18 protein-coding genes are annotated in these 14,747 nt (G+C 64.8%); 15 read left to right on the top strand and 3 right to left on the bottom strand.

Annotated features, from left to right (window positions below):
- The first annotated feature begins 99 nt into the window (after window positions 1-99).
- From ACR0JC_RS04440 to mltG, 3 genes are all read left to right on the top strand, one after another.
- Complete coding sequence (locus ACR0JC_RS04440; protein WP_170338569.1) at window positions 100-843, top strand: 1-(5-phosphoribosyl)-5-[(5-phosphoribosylamino)methylideneamino]imidazole-4-carboxamide isomerase; 744 nt, start codon at window positions 100-102, stop codon at window positions 841-843.
- 195 nt (window positions 844-1,038) lie between these two features.
- Entirely contained in the window at window positions 1,039-2,304 is a 1,266-nt protein-coding gene (gene fabF, locus ACR0JC_RS04435) for a beta-ketoacyl-ACP synthase II (protein WP_170338075.1), read from the top strand.
- Window positions 2,305-3,465, top strand: coding sequence for an endolytic transglycosylase MltG (gene mltG, locus ACR0JC_RS04430; RefSeq protein WP_170338572.1), 1,161 nt, complete (start codon window positions 2,305-2,307; stop codon window positions 3,463-3,465).
- Window positions 3,466-3,580: 115 nt separating this feature from the next.
- On the opposite strand, the gene ACR0JC_RS04425 is transcribed toward mltG, so the two are convergent.
- Together ACR0JC_RS04425 and ACR0JC_RS04420 are read right to left on the bottom strand one after the other, a co-directional pair.
- Window positions 3,581-4,831: a DEAD/DEAH box helicase gene (locus ACR0JC_RS04425; protein WP_170340027.1), complete on the bottom strand. Its 1,251-nt coding sequence runs from the start codon at window positions 4,829-4,831 to the stop codon at window positions 3,581-3,583.
- 309 nt (window positions 4,832-5,140) lie between these two features.
- Entirely contained in the window at window positions 5,141-5,440 is a 300-nt protein-coding gene (locus ACR0JC_RS04420) for a hypothetical protein (protein ID WP_170338574.1), read from the bottom strand.
- A gap of 592 nt (window positions 5,441-6,032) precedes the next feature.
- On the opposite strand from ACR0JC_RS04420, the gene ACR0JC_RS04415 reads away from it, so the two are divergent.
- The gene (locus ACR0JC_RS04415; RefSeq protein ID WP_170338578.1) at window positions 6,033-7,403 is read left to right on the top strand and encodes a terminase large subunit domain-containing protein; all 1,371 of its coding nucleotides are present in this window, start codon (window positions 6,033-6,035) and stop codon (window positions 7,401-7,403) included.
- Here the strand turns inward: ACR0JC_RS04415 and ACR0JC_RS04410 are convergent, their stop codons facing one another.
- A complete protein-coding gene (locus ACR0JC_RS04410; protein ID WP_170338580.1) occupies window positions 7,404-8,246 on the bottom strand; it encodes an SDR family NAD(P)-dependent oxidoreductase in 843 nt (280 codons plus the stop codon).
- A gap of 192 nt (window positions 8,247-8,438) precedes the next feature.
- On the opposite strand from ACR0JC_RS04410, the gene ACR0JC_RS04405 reads away from it, so the two are divergent.
- From ACR0JC_RS04405 to ACR0JC_RS04355, 11 genes are all read left to right on the top strand, one after another.
- Window positions 8,439-9,611, top strand: coding sequence for a phage portal protein (locus ACR0JC_RS04405; protein ID WP_170338582.1), 1,173 nt, complete (start codon window positions 8,439-8,441; stop codon window positions 9,609-9,611).
- Window positions 9,604-9,828, top strand: coding sequence for a GTA head formation protein, RCAP_rcc01685 family (locus ACR0JC_RS04400; protein ID WP_093962401.1), 225 nt, complete (start codon window positions 9,604-9,606; stop codon window positions 9,826-9,828). Before ACR0JC_RS04405 ends, ACR0JC_RS04400 begins: the two co-directional genes overlap by 8 nt.
- 26 nt (window positions 9,829-9,854) lie before the next feature.
- Window positions 9,855-10,400 carry an HK97 family phage prohead protease gene (locus tag ACR0JC_RS04395; protein ID WP_170338585.1) on the top strand — a complete coding sequence of 182 codons (546 nt, stop codon included), beginning with the start codon at window positions 9,855-9,857 and terminating at the stop codon, window positions 10,398-10,400.
- 34 nt (window positions 10,401-10,434) lie between these two features.
- Window positions 10,435-11,613: a phage major capsid protein gene (locus ACR0JC_RS04390; protein WP_170338587.1), complete on the top strand. Its 1,179-nt coding sequence runs from the start codon at window positions 10,435-10,437 to the stop codon at window positions 11,611-11,613.
- A gap of 177 nt (window positions 11,614-11,790) precedes the next feature.
- Window positions 11,791-12,390, top strand: a complete 600-nt coding sequence (locus tag ACR0JC_RS04385) for a head-tail connector protein (protein ID WP_170338590.1) — start codon at window positions 11,791-11,793, stop codon at window positions 12,388-12,390.
- On the top strand, window positions 12,387-12,725 hold the full coding sequence (locus ACR0JC_RS04380) for a phage head closure protein (RefSeq protein WP_170338592.1): 339 nt from the start codon (window positions 12,387-12,389) through the stop codon (window positions 12,723-12,725). The genes ACR0JC_RS04385 and ACR0JC_RS04380 overlap by 4 nt, the downstream gene beginning before the upstream one ends.
- Window positions 12,722-13,135 (top strand): DUF3168 domain-containing protein, encoded by a 414-nt coding sequence (locus ACR0JC_RS04375; RefSeq protein WP_170338594.1) that lies wholly within the window; start codon window positions 12,722-12,724, stop codon window positions 13,133-13,135. The genes ACR0JC_RS04380 and ACR0JC_RS04375 overlap by 4 nt, the downstream gene beginning before the upstream one ends.
- Window positions 13,136-13,155: 20 nt before the next feature.
- Entirely contained in the window at window positions 13,156-13,569 is a 414-nt protein-coding gene (locus ACR0JC_RS04370) for a phage major tail protein, TP901-1 family (protein WP_170338596.1), read from the top strand.
- Window positions 13,569-13,889, top strand: a complete 321-nt coding sequence (locus tag ACR0JC_RS04365; protein ID WP_170338599.1) for a gene transfer agent family protein — start codon at window positions 13,569-13,571, stop codon at window positions 13,887-13,889. The genes ACR0JC_RS04370 and ACR0JC_RS04365 overlap by 1 nt, the downstream gene beginning before the upstream one ends.
- Entirely contained in the window at window positions 13,886-14,104 is a 219-nt protein-coding gene (locus tag ACR0JC_RS04360) for a rcc01693 family protein (RefSeq protein ID WP_005982488.1), read from the top strand. The genes ACR0JC_RS04365 and ACR0JC_RS04360 overlap by 4 nt, the downstream gene beginning before the upstream one ends.
- Window positions 14,082-14,744, top strand: coding sequence for a phage tail tape measure protein (locus tag ACR0JC_RS04355; RefSeq protein ID WP_093962991.1), 663 nt, complete (start codon window positions 14,082-14,084; stop codon window positions 14,742-14,744). Before ACR0JC_RS04360 ends, ACR0JC_RS04355 begins: the two co-directional genes overlap by 23 nt.
- Window positions 14,745-14,747: the final 3 nt, after the last annotated feature.

Here is a 14,747-nt window from a genome sequence, read left to right as displayed (position 1 = left end):
CAAACGGATCGTCGTTTGCCGAAACTGAGAAACGCGAACCTGCGCGCGACCAGTATGCTATTGTGGATATCCGGAACGATTGAGCGGAGGAGTGTGCTCATGAGGGTTTATCCTACAATGGAATTGCAGAACGGCCGCTGTGTCACGCTGGACAAGGGCCGTCTGGACGAACCGATGATCTGGCATGTCGATCCGGTGGAAACGGCCCAAGGCTGGGCCGCCGCAGGTGCCGAGTGGATGCACCTGACCGATTTCGATGCGATCGAGGGGCGGGACACGAACTCTGCGCTGGTCGAACAGATCATCCGCAGCGCCGAGCTGCCTGTTCAGTTGGCGGGCGGGTTCCGCTCGCGCGAGCAGATCGAGCGTTGGATCGACAAAGGGGCAGGCCGCATCGTGATCGGCACCCTGGCGGCGCGTGATCCCCATCTGTTCAAAGAGTTGGCCAAGCTATACCCGGACCAAATCGTATTGGCCGTGGACGTATGGCAGGGCTACGTGATGACGGACGGCTGGCGCACCCAAAGCGCGTTCACCCCGGAGGCTTTCATCGAAGCGTTTGCCGATGCTCCACTGGCTGCCATTCTGGTCACCGATATCGATAGCGACATGGTGGATGTCGAGGCGCAGCTGGGCCTGATTTCGGGGCTGGCCGCGCATTCGCGCACACCGGTGATCGCCAGCGGCGTCGTGCGCAGCAGCGACGACATCTCGCGTCTGGCGTATATTCCCAATATCTCGGGTGCGTTGGTCGGACGGGCGCTGTTCCGCAAGACGGTCGACCTGTCCGAGGCATTGGCAGTGGCCAAAACCGCCCATGAACCAGTGGCACAGTTCCAGTAACGCAGCCTGATCCGTCCGAGCCGCCCCTGACAGGTCGTCGGGGGCGGCTCGTGTGATTCTGCTCTGGCCGGGCGCGGCGTGCGGCGCGGAGGCAGGCGGCAAGCTGCCGGTGCGGAATACGCTGTTGCTCTTGCCCCCGGACCCCGGGCCGGGGTATGAGCGTTTCTCAAACAGGAAGCAGGCAAGAGGCATTTCATGCGCAGAGTCGTTGTAACCGGTCTGGGATTGGTCACTCCACTGGCCAGCGGGGTCGAGGAAACCTGGTCGCGGCTGCTGGCCGGAGAGTCGGGTGCCGGCCCGATCACCTTGTTCGATGCCGAAGCTGCAGGGGTCACCACGACCTATGCCTGCGAGGTGCCTCGCGGTGACGGGACCAACGGGACTTTCAACCCCGATGACTGGATGCCGCCCAAGGAACAGCGCAAGATCGAGGACTTCATCCTGTATTCGATCGCCGCAGCCGAGATGGCCTGCAAGGACGCGAACTGGCTGCCCGAGGACGAGGAAGAACGTCTGCGCACCGGCGTTCTGATCGGGTCGGGCATCGGTGGTCTGGGCTCAATCGCGGAAACCGCCAACCTGATCCGCGACAAGGGTCCGCGCCGCGTTTCGCCGTTCTTCATCCCGGGCGCGCTGATCAACCTGGCGTCGGGTCAGGTCTCGATCCGCTTTGGCTTCAAAGGTCCGAACCACTCCGTGGTGACCGCCTGTTCGACCGGTGCTCACGCGATCGGCGATGCCAGCCGGATCATACGGTCGGGCGATGCCGACGTGATGATCGCCGGTGGCGGCGAGGGCTGCATCTGCGAGATCGGGATTGCCGGTTTCAACGCCTGCAAGGCGCTGTCGACCAAATATGCCGACAACCCAAAGGCCGCGAGCCGCCCCTATGACGTCGACCGCGACGGTTTCGTGATGGGCGAGGGCGCTGGGATCGTGGTTCTGGAGGAATACGAGCACGCCGTGGCCCGCGGCGCCAAGATCTATGCCGAGGTTCTGGGCTATGGCATGTCGGGCGATGCCTATCACATCACAGCGCCGGCCGAGGATGGCGACGGGGCGGAACGCTCGATGAAGGCGGCACTGCGCAGCGCAGGGCTCGAGCCGAAGGATCTGGACTATATCAACGCGCATGGCACATCGACCATGGCCGACACGATCGAGCTGGGGGCCGTTGAACGGCTGCTGGGCGAACATGCCAGCAAGGCGACGATGAGTTCGACCAAATCGGCCACAGGACACCTGCTGGGGGCCGCGGGCGCGATCGAGGCGATCTTCTCGATCCTTGCGATCCGCGATCAGGTGGCCCCGCCGACGATCAACCTAGACAACCCGGCGGTGGAAACGCCGATCGACCTTGCGCCGAATGCCAAGCGCGAGCGGGAAATCAACGTGGCGCTGTCGAATTCATTCGGCTTCGGTGGCACCAATGCCAGCGTGATTTTCGGGAAAGCATCGTAAATGTGGCGGGCTCTGGCATCCAATGCGCTGACCTTTCTTGTGGTCGCCATGTTTCTTCTTGGCGGTCTGATCCTTTGGGGGCAGTCGCAGTACAAGGCCGAGGGCCCGCTCGATACCGCCATTTGCCTTCGGGTGAAGGGTGGTTCGAACATGAACAAAGTCAGCCGTGATCTTGAAGATCAGGGCGCGATCAGCAGCGCAACCATCTTCCGTATGGCGGCAGACTACACCGACAAGTCGCAGCAGCTGAAAGCGGGTAGTTTCCTGATCCCCGAAGGCGCTTCGATGGCGGAAATCATCGACGAAGTCACCCGCAGCGGCGCCAGCACATGCGGAACCGAGGTCGAGTACCGCATCGGTGTGACCCGCACTCAGACGCGGGTTCGCGAGCTGGACCCTGCAACATTGAATTTCGTCGAAGTCGCGTCATTTGTCGTTGGTGAGGACGAAGTCCCTGAAGTCTATCAGGAAAAGCGTAACCAAGCCGATACGCGATACCGCGTGTCCTTGGCCGAAGGTGTCACCAGTTGGCAGGTCGTTGAGGGGCTGAAGGCGGTGGATGCCCTGACCGGAGAGGTCTCGGAAATTCCGCCTGAAGGCATGTTGGCCCCGGACAGCTACGAAATCTCACCGGGTGATGAGCGAACGGCTTTGCTGCAAAAGATGCAGGACCGACAGCAAGAGCGGATTGCGCGGGTTTGGGAGACGCGTCAAGACGGTTTGCCCCTGTCCAGCCCCGAAGAAATGCTGATCCTCGCCTCGATCATCGAGAAGGAGACAGGCATTCCGGAAGAGCGCGGTCAGGTTGCCAGCGTCTTTGTGAACCGCCTGAAGCAAGGCATGAAGCTGCAGACAGATCCCACGGTGATCTACGGCGTGACCAAGGGTCAGGGCACGCTGGGCCGAGGCCTTCGCCGCAGCGAGCTTCGGCGGAATACGCCGTGGAACACGTATTTGATCGATGGGTTGCCGCCCACACCGATTGCCAACCCGGGTCTGGCCAGCTTGCAAGCTGCCGTGGCGCCAGACGAGACCGATTTCGTGTTCTTCGTCGCAGATGGAACCGGCGGCCATGCCTTCGCCAAGACGCTGCAGGAACACAACCGAAACGTTGCCAAATGGCGTGAGATCGAAGCCGAGCGGAACAATTCGGGTAACTGATCCGCTCGCTGGTCGAGAGCAGAGCCGGCATAAATCAGGCGGACAACCCGCCTGAGAAATAAAAAGTCAAAATCCTGGAAAAAAACTGCGCGCATGGAGACATGCGCGCAGTTTTTTATGCGGCCGATTTGCGGCGCGGACGGCGCCGACGGTTGGCGGGGCCATTTGTGCCCTGCGGTTTCGGGCCACGGCGTCGATTGCGCTGGCGATTGCCGGGCTTGGCGGCCTCTGCGGCTTCGGGTGCCGCTCCGCTGGCGACCGGGATCTCGATCTTCATCAATTTCTGAATCTGACGCAGCAGATCAAATTCATCTGGTGCACAGAAGGCGATGGCTTCGCCTTCGCGGCCGGCCCGAGCGGTGCGGCCAATGCGGTGCACATAGTTGTCAGGAACGTCCGGCAGGTCATAGTTGATGACATAGGCCACCCCGGGAATGTCGATGCCACGGGCTGCCACGTCGGTGGCAACCAGAACTGTGATCTCGCCGGCGCGGAAGGCCTTGATGGCGCGATCCCGCTGGCCCTGGCTCTTGTTGCCATGGATCGATGCTGCGTTGTAGCCGTCGGCCACCAACCCTTTCATCAGCTTTTCCGCACCATGCTTGGTCCGGGAGAACACAAGCGTCAGGGCGTCGGTATCACGCGAAAGGATCTCGCGCAGCTTGGCGGGTTTTCCCGGCTTTTCAACGAAATGCACCGACTGGGTGATCTTGTCGGCCGCCTTGCCCGGAGGCGAGACCTGTACCCGTTGCGGGTTGGTCAGGTAGGCGCGGCTGAGTTCCTCCATCTGCTTCGGCATGGTGGCCGAGAACAGCATGGTCTGGCGCGGAGTGCCCAGTTGCGGCGCGATTTTGCGCAGAGCGTGGATGAAGCCGAGGTCCAGCATCTGGTCGGCCTCATCCAGAACTAGGTGCCGAACCGAGCCGAGATCGACCGCGCCACGTTCCATCAGGTCGATCAAACGACCGGGGGTCGCGACAAGAATATCGGTCCCACGCGACAGGAACATGATCTGTTTGTTGATCGACTGTCCGCCAACAACTGTGGCCACGCGCAGTTTCGTCTTTTTGGTAAGCGTGCGGAGGCTTTCAGCGATCTGGTTCACCAGTTCGCGGGTTGGGGCGAGGATCAGGGCCTTGGCAGTCTTCGGCGCCGGTTTGCCGGGCTGCGCCAGAAGGTGGTCGATCAGCGGCAGGCCAAAGGCCAGCGTCTTGCCGGTGCCGGTCTGGGCAAGGCCCAGAATGTCATGTCCTTCCAAGGCCAACGGGATGGCCTGGTTCTGGATCGGTGTGGGTTGAGTGAAATTTGCGCGCTCGAGCGCGTCGTTCAGTGCCGGCGCGAGGCCGAGCATGTCGAAATCGAACAAGTCGTCTTCCTTTGTGATCCGCGTCGGCATTGGCCGTGCGCGAAAAAGAATAGCTGGCCGTGCGGATTGCACGACCGGCAGGGAGTGTGCGCAGCCTCAGGATTTGCGGGCGAGTCCCGCAACATCCGGCTTTTGCGTCAAGAACCCTGCGTGAATGGGAACTGGGAAAATTGGGCGCTATCTCGGACCTCGGTTCGGTCCGCGTGCTCACGCGGCAGCGCTGTGGCGTAGATGAGCGCTGCTGAGGCGAATGTCAAGCCGACACCGGCAGTCAAGGCTGCCGGTGTCCTATTCGTTGCAAATGGATGGTCAACCACGGGGCGGCGGGGCGGCGGCCGCCAGCGCTTTTTCGACTGCCTGTGCGGTGGAGGGGTGACCGGCCTTGGACAGGCACGAAGCAATTAAACCCGCGTCAGGGCGCTCGGGGCGCTTGCCGGGCTTGGGACGATCGCCCAAGCAGTTTTGGAGCGCAGATTGCGGAACGCCAATCTCGCTGGCGATCTTGCCAAGATCAGGTCCGCGGTGCCCTGTCTGAGCCTGCGCCACTGTGCCGAAGAGCATCAGGCCTCCCAAACAGATTACCGAGACATAGCTGAGGGGATGGTACATTTTTTGTCCTTCAGTAATTTTCCGTATGCTTGCGGTTCTTGGCGTTGATGCAGATTGCGTGTGCAATCAGTTTTTGAAACGCACGACGGGAGTTACTCCGTCGCGGAAGTCTTGCCGATCAGAGAATTGGTTGCTATTCCTGAGCTGGATTAGGATTTTGTTAACATTGACAGTGCGTTATTTGTTGCGCGCTGTTGCGTCGGAGCTTGACTGAGCGCCCAATTTCGCGTATAAGTTGTGTCATGCTAGAAGAAGTGGGCGACGGCCCCGGGGCGACCCGGCGGCCGTTTTTTATTTCTCTCGTGCGGAGATCACTCACGCATGAGGTCACAGGCAAACATGACTTTGATTACCCCGGAAGAGCGGATGTCCCGGACGGCCGAGCTGTTGCAGTCGTTGGAGGTGTCCATTCGCGGTTTGCGGCAAGCGGCGGAAGACCTGCGCAAGCGGATCGAGACCGGGGAGGATGCAGACCTGGCGAGTTCAGCCAGACAACTCGGGCAGCTAGAGGGGCTGATCCGAAGTTGCCAGAAAGTGGAGACAAGCTTTGTCGAACAATGTCACAGACAGGCGGGAATTGCCCAAGGGGGGTATGCGCTCGACTTGGAGCGGGCCCGATCTGAGATCGGGTGCCGATTGGCTCGCCTCCGCGCCTGCTGCGGTGCGGGACAGATTCCTGAGTGAGATCGGGGAGGGGGGGCTGTGTGCCCTCCCTTTCCTGTTCGAGTTCTGGGCGCTGCCGCATCAACTGCCGCCCGAGGGTGATTGGAGGTCCTGGGCCATTATGGGCGGGCGCGGCGCGGGCAAGACGCGGGCCGGGGCCGAGTGGGTGCGGTCGATGGTCGAAGGGGCCAAGCCGTTTGATAAGGGCGAGGCCCGGCGCGTGGTGCTGGTGGGCGAGACCTTTGACCAGGTGCGCGACGTGATGATCTTTGGCGACAGCGGGATCATGCAGTGCTCGCCGCCTGACCGGCGGCCGAAGTGGAAGGCATCGGAACGCAAGCTGGTCTGGCCCAACGGGGCCGAGGCGCAGGCCTTTTCGGCGCATGACCCCGAGGGGCTGCGGGGGCCGCAGTTCGATGCGGCTTGGGTGGATGAGCTGGCCAAGTGGAAAAAGGCAGGCGAGACCTGGGACATGCTGCAATTCGCGTTGCGGCTGGGCGAGCGGCCGCGGGTCTGTGTGACCACGACGCCGCGCAACGTGAAGGCACTGAGGGATCTGCTGGCGGCGCCGTCAACGGTGATGACCCATGCGCCGACGGAGGCGAACCGGGCCAACCTGGCGGAGTCATTTCTGGAGGAGGTGCGCGCGCTTTATGCGGGCACACGGCTGGGGCGGCAGGAGTTGGACGGGGTGCTGCTGGCCGATGCCGAGGGGGCACTGTGGACCGGTTCGATGCTGGATGCGGCGCGGGTCAAGGCGGTGCCCGAACTGGACCGCGTGGTAGTAGCGCTGGACCCGGCGGTGACGGGCGGGTCGGGCGCGGATGCCTGCGGGATCGTGGTGGTCGGCGCACAGCTGCAGGGGCCGCCCGAGGACTGGCGCGCCTATGTGCTGGCCGACCGGACTGTGCAGGGCGCTGGCCCAGCGGGCTGGGCGCGGGCGGCGATCGAGGCGATGGATGAATTTGGGGCCGAGCGGCTGGTGGCCGAGGTCAACCAAGGCGGGCAGTTGGTGGAGGAGGTGGTGCGGCAGGTGGACCCTCTGGTCCCGTTCCGGGCGGTGCGGGCCTCGCGCGGGAAGGTGGCGCGGGCCGAGCCGGTTGCGGCGCTGTATGAGCAGGGGCGGGTGCGCCATGTGGCCGGGCTGGAGGCGCTTGAGGAGCAGATGTGCCAGATGACCGCGCGCGGGTATGAGGGGCAGGGCTCGCCGGACCGGGTCGATGCGCTGGTCTGGGCGTTGCATGAGCTGGTGGTGGGGCCGGCGGCGGCATATCGGAGGCCGAAGGTGCGGGTTCTGTGATCAGCCCTCGGGCTTTTCGAACTTTGCGAAGGCCTCGGCATAGTCGGGGTGCCATCGCGAGAGGGCGGGGCGGTTGTGGATGATGTCCTCGGCAGCCCATTGAACCCGGCGGCGGTCGCGTTCCGCATCGACGTCGTTGTCGGGGCAGAGGATGTAGAAATCGCCCTGGGCCATGCGGTCGAGGAAATAGTCAACGGTCTGCTCGCTGGTCCAGGCGGCGGCCGGTTTTTCGGGCAGGAATGACGCGACCATGCCGGTATAGGTAAAGCCCGGAACGAAGAGATGCGCGGTGATCGGTGCGCCGGCCTCGCGCAGCTCGTGCGCGAGCTGTTCGGTCAGCGTTTTGACGGCGGCCTTGGACACGTTGTAGCCGGGGTTGCCCGGCGGGGAGGTGATCCCCTGTTTTGACCCGGTGTTGATGACGACGGCCGGGCGGTCAACCTCGATCATGCGAGGCAGGAAGGCGTGGATGCCGCGCAGGACCCCCAGAAAGTTCACGTCGAGAAGCTTCCGCCAGTTGTCGAATGACTCCCATGTTTTCGTCGGCAGGCTGATCCCTGCATTGTTCATCAAGACGGCAACCTGCCCGGCGGCAAAAGCTGTGTCGGCCAGGTTTTCCATGTCGGCTTGCGAGGTGACATCCGTCGGCACCGCGGTGATGTTTACTGCGTCAAGACCTGCCTTCAGGTCTTCCGTTGTTGCGTCGAGCGCCTGTCCCGGAAGATCGGCCAGTATGACGTTTAGCCCGGCTTGGGCAAAACGCTGTGCCGCGACGCGACCGACTCCGCTGGCGGCGCCGGTCACGACAGCGATCCCTCCGGTCTTCACTGCGCTTTCATACATGGCTGGTCCCTCGTGATGCTCAAATGCAGAGGATAGCGCATTTCCGTCGGATGCCGAGGTTTATCCTGCGGGCACACGTTCCGAAGCCGTTGCGCAACCGCCGTACGCCCCATTCCCGAGGCTTAAAGATCTTTCCGTCATAACTACTTTCAACAAGCCGGGCAGAGCGGCGGCAGAAAGGAGCATCTGGACATGGTATTCGATTTCTTGCGTCGTGGATCGGCTGAGAAAGCCCCCGAGGCAAAAGCAAGCGCAGCCGGGCCGGTGGTGGCCTGGCAGACCGGTGGGCGCGTAGCCTGGAGCCCGCGGGACACCGTCTCGCTGACGCGCACGGGGTTCTCGGGCAACCCGGTGGGGTTCCGGTCGGTCAAGCTGATTGCCGAGGCCGCGGCGGCGCTGCCCCTGGTTCTGCAGGATGATGCGCAGCGGTACGAGACGCACCCGGTTCTGCGCCTGATGCGCCGTCCGAACGCGGCGCAGGGCAAGGCCGAGCTGCTGGAGGCGCTGTTCGGGCAGCTGCTGCTGTCGGGCAACGCCTATGTCGAGGCGGTGCAGGCCGAGGGTGTGCTGCCGGTTGAGCTGCATGTGCCGCGCTCGGACCGGATGAGCGTGGTGCCGGGGGCGGATGGCTGGCCCAGGGCCTATGACTACACCGCCGGGGGCAAGACGCACCGGTTCCCGGCCGAAGCCATCTGCCACATCAAGTCGTTCCATCCGCAGGATGACCATTACGGCTTCTCGCCCTTGCAGGCGGCGGCGATGGCGATCGACGTGCACAACAGCGCCTCGCGCTGGTCGAAATCGCTGTTGGACAATGCCGCGCGGCCCTCGGGGGCGCTGGTGTGGAAGGGCGGCGACGGGCAGGGCGCGATGGCCGAGGAACAGTTCCGCCGCCTGAGCGACGAGATCGAGGCGAACTATCGCGGGGCGCGCAACGCCGGGCGTCCGATGGTTCTGGAAGGGGGGCTGGATTGGAAGCCGATGGGCTTTTCCCCCTCGGACATGGAGTTTCAGAAGACCAAGGAAGCCGCCGCCCGCGAGATCGCGCTGGCCTTCGGTGTCCCGCCGATGCTGCTGGGGATCCAGGGGGACGCGACCTATTCGAACTATCAGGAGGCCAACCGGGCGTTCTATCGCCTGACCGTTCTGCCCCTGGTGACGCGGGTGGCGGCGGCGTTGTCGGACTGGTTGTCGGGCTTTACCGGCGAAGATCTGGTGCTGAAGCCCGATCTGGACCAGGTGCCGGCGCTGGCGACGGAGCGTGACGCGCAATGGGCGCGGGTGGCCAATGCCGATTTCCTGACGGATGCCGAAAAGCGTGCTCTGCTGGGCCTGCCGGCGCTGGCGGAGACGGCGGATGGCTGACACGCCGGGATACCCGCCCTTTGACTGCGCGCCGGGCCTGCGTCTGGCCGCGCACGAGAGGGTGGCCGAGATCCAGCATGCGCATCTGTGCAGGCGACTGGATCAGATCGAGGAAATGATGGAACGGCTGGAGCGGCGGTTGTGGCTGACGGTCTATGGCGTGGCGGCGGTGATCCTGGCGCAGGCGTTCCAGTCTTTCCTGACGGTGGCGCCATGAATTCAGTGGCTTACGAGGAGTTGTTCATGGATTTGGAACGCAAGTTCGCGCGGTTCGGCGATGGGCTGTCGGTGACCGAAGACGCGGTGATCGAGGGCTATGCCAGCCTGTTCGGCCAGGTCGATCAGGGCCGCGACGTGGTGCAGAAAGGTGCCTATGCCGCGTCGCTGGCCGGGCTTAAGGCGGCCGGTCAGCGGGTCAAGATGTTGTGGCAGCACGACCCGGCCCAGCCCATCGGCGTGTGGGACGAGGTGCGCGAGGATGAGCGCGGCCTGTGGGTCAAGGGGCGGTTGCTGGAGAGCACCCAGAAGGGGCGCGAAGCGGCCGAGCTGATCCGCGCGGGTGCGCTGGACGGGCTGTCGATCGGCTATCGCACCAAGCGGGCCGTGAAGGATGACAAGGGCCGGCGGCTCTTGACGGAACTGGAGCTGTGGGAGGTGTCGCTGGTGACCTTCCCGATGCTGCCCAGTGCGCGGGTGGCGGCAAAGGGGACGGACCCCGATGCCGAGGACACCTGGCGCAGTATTGCCGAGGTGTTCGAGAACGCCCGGCAGGAGCTGGCGCGACCCTAGCGCGCCTCAACCCCCACCCAGAAAGGAAGTGCTGATGAGCAAGACCGAGACCGCGGCCTTGACCGGAGAGGGTGTGCCCCTGGTTCAGGAGGTGAAGCAGGCGATGGCTGGCTTCGCAAGAGAATTCAAGGGCCTGAAGGCTGAAGTTCAACACAAACTGCAACAGACAGAAGAGCGACTGACCATGCTGGATCGTAAATCAACCATCGCGGCGCGCCCGCATCTTGCGGCCTCGACCCTGGAGGAGGCGCCGCACCAGAAGGCCTTTGATGCTTATGTGCGCTCGGGCGATGACGATGCCCTGCGCGGGCTGGAGATCGAGGCCAAGTCGCTGTCGACGGCCGTCAACAGCGATGGCGGCTACCTTGTCGATCCGCAGACCGCCGAGATGATCAAGTCGGTGCTGAAATCCACCGCGTCGATCCGTTCGATCGCGTCGGTCGTGAATGTCGAGGCGAATTCGTTCGACGTGCTGATCGATCATACCGATGTGGGCGCAGGCTGGGCTGCCGAGAACGCCACCGCCGCCGAGACCGGCACCCCGTCGATCGACCGCATCTCGATCCCGCTGCACGAGCTAAGCGCGCTGCCCAAGGCCTCGCAGCGGCTGCTGGATGACAGCGCATTCGACGTCGAGGGGTGGCTGGCCGGCCGTATCGCTGACAAGTTCGCCCGCGCCGAGGCGGCGGCTTTCATCAACGGTGACGGCATCGACAAGCCCAAGGGCATCCTGAGCCATCCGGCGGTGGACAATGATGTCTGGACCTGGGGCAACCTGGGCTACGTGCCCACCGGTGTCGCGGGCGGCATCGACGCGGATGCGATCGTGGACGTGGTCTATGCGCTGGGCGCGCAGTACCGCGTGAACGGCACCTTCGTGATGAACTCAAAAACCGCCGGCGTGATCCGCAAGCTGAAGGATGCCGACGGCCGCTTCCTGTGGTCGGACGGCCTAGCCGCGGGTGAGCCCGCGCGCCTGATGGGCTATGCCGTGCTGATCGCCGAGGACATGCCCGATCCGGGCACCGACAGCTTCTCGATCGCCTTCGGTGACTTCTCGGCCGGCTACACCATCGCCGAGCGCCCCGACCTGCGCGTGCTGCGCGACCCGTTCAGCGCCAAGCCGCATGTCCTGTTCTATGCCACCAAGCGCGTGGGCGGCGACATCAGCGACTTTGCCGCGATCAAGCTGGTGAAACTCGGCACCGCCTAAGTGGTGACGGATCCGGGGGGCCGGTGGGCCGGTCCCTCGGGCGGCGGGCGCGGGCCGGGGTGAGATCCCCCGCGTTGTCTAGCTGCTCCCCTCCGTCCGAGCAACGTGGGGCGGCGCGTGCCCGCCATTTTCCAAGGATGCGGCCCCCGGAGGGGTCCGAGATTGCGGAGTGAATGGATGATGTTGATCGAAGAAACCGCCATCGCGGATGCGGCGCTGCCGGTGGATCAATTCAAGGCGCATCTGCGGCTGGGCACGGGATTTGCCGAGACCGGCCTGCAGGACGACGTGTTGAAAGGGTTCCTGAGGGCGGCGATGGCCGCGATCGAGGCGCGCACGGGCAAGGTGCTGATATCGCGCAGTTTCACCTGGACCCTGAGCCGCTGGCGCAACGACGTGGGCGAGGTTCTGCCGGTCGCGCCGGTGACGAGCATCGACGCGGTGACGCTGACCGACGCGCGGGGCACCCAGCAGGTGGTGGCGCCCGGGACTTACCGCCTGGAGCGCGACAACCAGCGCCCCTGCCTGCGCCCGATGGGGGCTTGCCTGCCCGCCATTCCCACCGGTGGAGAGGTGACCATCGCGCTGACGGCCGGGATGGCGGCGGACTGGGGCGGGCTGCCGGCGGATCTGGGGCAGGCGGTGCTGCTGCTGGCGGCGCATTACTACGAGTATCGTGACGAGACCAGCTTGAGCGACGGCTGCATGCCCTTCGGCGTGACCAGCCTGATCCAGCGCTATCGCATGGTGCGCTTCGGCGCGGGGGTGATGCAATGAGCGCGCCCCGTCTAAACCGGCAGCTGGTGCTGGAGGCGCCGGTGCGGGTGGCCGACGGTGCGGGGGGCTATGCCCAGACATGGACGCCGCTGGGCACGCTGTGGGCCGAGGTGACTGCCCGGGCCGGAACCGAGCGCGCGATCGCGAATGTTCCGGTGTCGCGCGTGAGTTACCGCATCGTCATGCGCGGCGCGCCCGAGGGGTCGTCGATGCGCCCGGCGCCCGATCAGAGGTTTCGCGAGGGCAATCGGCGCTTCGTGATCCGCGCCGTGGCCGAATACGACGCGGCCGGGCGATATCTGACCTGTTTCGCGGATGAGGAGGTGGCGGCATGAGCTATGGCGTTTCGGCGGCGCTGCAGGCGGCGGTGTTCCAGCAATTGGTGGCGGATGCCCAGGTGGGCACGCTGAGCGGTGGCGCGATTTATGACGCGGTGCCTTCGGGGACGGTTCCGCAGACCTACGTGACGCTTGGCCCCGAGGAGGTGCGCGAGGCTTCGGACAAGACGGGGCAGGGCACTTTGCATCGTTTCACGGTGTCGGTGGTGTCCGAGGCGGCCGGGTTCGGCGCGGCCAAGACGCTGGCCGGGGCCGTGTGCGACGCGCTGGACGGCGCCCCGCTGACGTTGGATCGGGGGCGGCTGGTGGGGCTGTGGTTCGAGCGGGCCTCGGCCCGGCGCACCGGGACCGGTGGCGCGATCCGGCAGATCGACCTGAGATTCCGCGCCCGCGTGGAAGACAACTAAGCAATCAATGGAGAGAGAAAATGGGTGCCCAGAACGGTAAGGACCTGCTGGTCAAAGTGGACATGAACGGCACGGGTCTGTTCCAGACCATCGCGGGGCTGCGGGCCACGCGGATCAGTTTCAACGCAGAAAGCGTGGATGTCACTTCGTTGGAAAGCCAGGGCGGCTGGCGCGAGCTGCTATCGGGGGCGGGGGTCAAGTCGGCCTCGATTTCCGGATCGGGCGTGTTCAAGAACGCCGGCACGGATGAACGCGCGCGGCAGCTGTTCTTTGACGGTGAAACGCCCGCCTTCCAGGTGATCATTCCCGATTTCGGCATCGTCGAAGGACCGTTCCAGGTGACCGGGATCGAGTATTCGGGCTCGCACAATGGCGAGGCGACCTATGAGATGAGCCTGGCCAGCGCCGGCGCCCTGACCTTTACGGCGCTGTGATGGTCAATCCGTGGACAGGCGAGGTGGCGCTGGTGGTCTATGGCCAGCGCCGGGTGCTGAAGCTGACGCTGGGCGCGTTGGCCGAGCTGGAGCAGGAGCTGGGTGCCGGGTCACTGGTCGAACTGGTGCAGCGGTTCGAGAGCGGCGCTTACTCGAGTGGCGACGTGCTGGGGCTGATCGTTGCGGGGCTGCGCGGAGGCGGCACGGATGTGACCCGCGCCGACATGTTGCGGGCCGAGATCGAGGGCGGCCCGATGGCCGCGGCGCGGGCGGCGGCCGAACTGCTGGCGCGGGCCTTCATGGTGCCGGGTGAGTCATGAGCGGCTTTGACTGGCCCGGCCTGATGCGGGCCGGGCTGCACGGGCTGCGGCTGACGCCGGATCAGTTCTGGCGTCTGACCCCGGCCGAACTGCGGCTGATGCTGGGGCAGGGCCGCGGGATGCCGGCGATGAACCGGGCGCGGCTGGACAAGTTGCTGGCCGCCTGGCCGGACAAGATACAAGGAGAGCGTGATGACGGATCGGGACGGGTTTGACGACCTGCAGGAGCGCGGCGAGGCGCTGGGCGACGCCCTGGGCGATGCCGCCACGATGGCGGCGGCCTTCGACGCCCAGATGAAGCGGATCAGCGCCGCTTTTGAGGAGACCGGCAAGGATGTCGCCACCCTGGAACGCGGCATGTCGAGCGGGCTTCGCAAGGCCTTCGACGGCGTGGTTATGGACGGAATGAACCTGTCGGATGCGCTGGACGTGCTCAAGAACTCGATGATCCGCACGGCCTATTCGGCGGCGATCAAGCCGGTGACGGATCATTTCGGCGGCATGCTGGCCAATACGGTCGGCGGCCTGGTTCAGGGGCTGCTGCCCTTTGCCGATGGCGGCAGTTTCGCGCAGGGGCGCGTCATGCCTTTTGCCAATGGCGGCGTGGTCACCGGGCCCACCACCTTTCCGATGCGCGGTGCGACCGGGTTGATGGGCGAGGCCGGCCCCGAGGCGATCATGCCGCTGGCGCGCGGACCCGACGGCAAGTTGGGCGTGCGCAACTCGGGCGGCGGAGGGGCGGTGAACGTGGTGATGAATATCACCACGCCCGACGTGCAGGGCTTCCGCCGCAGCCAGGGCCAGATCGCCGCCCAGATGAGCCGTGCCATGGGGCGCGGCAATCGCAACCGGTAGTTT

The sequence above is a fragment of the Ruegeria sp. CH5 genome (assembly GCF_056537025.1).
Note: the sequence above shows the minus strand (reverse complement) of the source record. Positions and strands in the feature narration are given on the sequence as shown.

Excerpts from the sequence above, each read along its gene's own strand:
- mltG (WP_170338572.1), top strand. The coding sequence starts at position 2,305 with ATGTGGCGGGCTCTGGCATCCAATGCGCTGACCTTTCTTGTGGTCGCC.
- ACR0JC_RS04410 (WP_170338580.1), bottom strand. The coding sequence starts at position 8,246 with ATGTATGAAAGCGCAGTGAAGACCGGAGGGATCGCTGTCGTGACCGGC.
- ACR0JC_RS04370 (WP_170338596.1), top strand. The coding sequence starts at position 13,156 with ATGGGTGCCCAGAACGGTAAGGACCTGCTGGTCAAAGTGGACATGAAC.
- ACR0JC_RS04360 (WP_005982488.1), top strand. The coding sequence starts at position 13,886 with ATGAGCGGCTTTGACTGGCCCGGCCTGATGCGGGCCGGGCTGCACGGG.
- ACR0JC_RS04395 (WP_170338585.1), top strand. The coding sequence starts at position 9,855 with ATGGATTTGGAACGCAAGTTCGCGCGGTTCGGCGATGGGCTGTCGGTG.
- ACR0JC_RS04415 (WP_170338578.1), top strand. The coding sequence starts at position 6,033 with ATGCGCTCGACTTGGAGCGGGCCCGATCTGAGATCGGGTGCCGATTGG.
- ACR0JC_RS04390 (WP_170338587.1), top strand. The coding sequence starts at position 10,435 with ATGAGCAAGACCGAGACCGCGGCCTTGACCGGAGAGGGTGTGCCCCTG.
- ACR0JC_RS04420 (WP_170338574.1), bottom strand. The coding sequence starts at position 5,440 with ATGTACCATCCCCTCAGCTATGTCTCGGTAATCTGTTTGGGAGGCCTG.
- ACR0JC_RS04440 (WP_170338569.1), top strand. The coding sequence starts at position 100 with ATGAGGGTTTATCCTACAATGGAATTGCAGAACGGCCGCTGTGTCACG.
- ACR0JC_RS04380 (WP_170338592.1), top strand. The coding sequence starts at position 12,387 with ATGAGCGCGCCCCGTCTAAACCGGCAGCTGGTGCTGGAGGCGCCGGTG.
- ACR0JC_RS04400 (WP_093962401.1), top strand. The coding sequence starts at position 9,604 with ATGGCTGACACGCCGGGATACCCGCCCTTTGACTGCGCGCCGGGCCTG.
- ACR0JC_RS04375 (WP_170338594.1), top strand. The coding sequence starts at position 12,722 with ATGAGCTATGGCGTTTCGGCGGCGCTGCAGGCGGCGGTGTTCCAGCAA.
- ACR0JC_RS04385 (WP_170338590.1), top strand. The coding sequence starts at position 11,791 with ATGATGTTGATCGAAGAAACCGCCATCGCGGATGCGGCGCTGCCGGTG.
- ACR0JC_RS04355 (WP_093962991.1), top strand. The coding sequence starts at position 14,082 with ATGACGGATCGGGACGGGTTTGACGACCTGCAGGAGCGCGGCGAGGCG.
- ACR0JC_RS04405 (WP_170338582.1), top strand. The coding sequence starts at position 8,439 with ATGGTATTCGATTTCTTGCGTCGTGGATCGGCTGAGAAAGCCCCCGAG.
- fabF (WP_170338075.1), top strand. The coding sequence starts at position 1,039 with ATGCGCAGAGTCGTTGTAACCGGTCTGGGATTGGTCACTCCACTGGCC.
- ACR0JC_RS04365 (WP_170338599.1), top strand. The coding sequence starts at position 13,569 with ATGGTCAATCCGTGGACAGGCGAGGTGGCGCTGGTGGTCTATGGCCAG.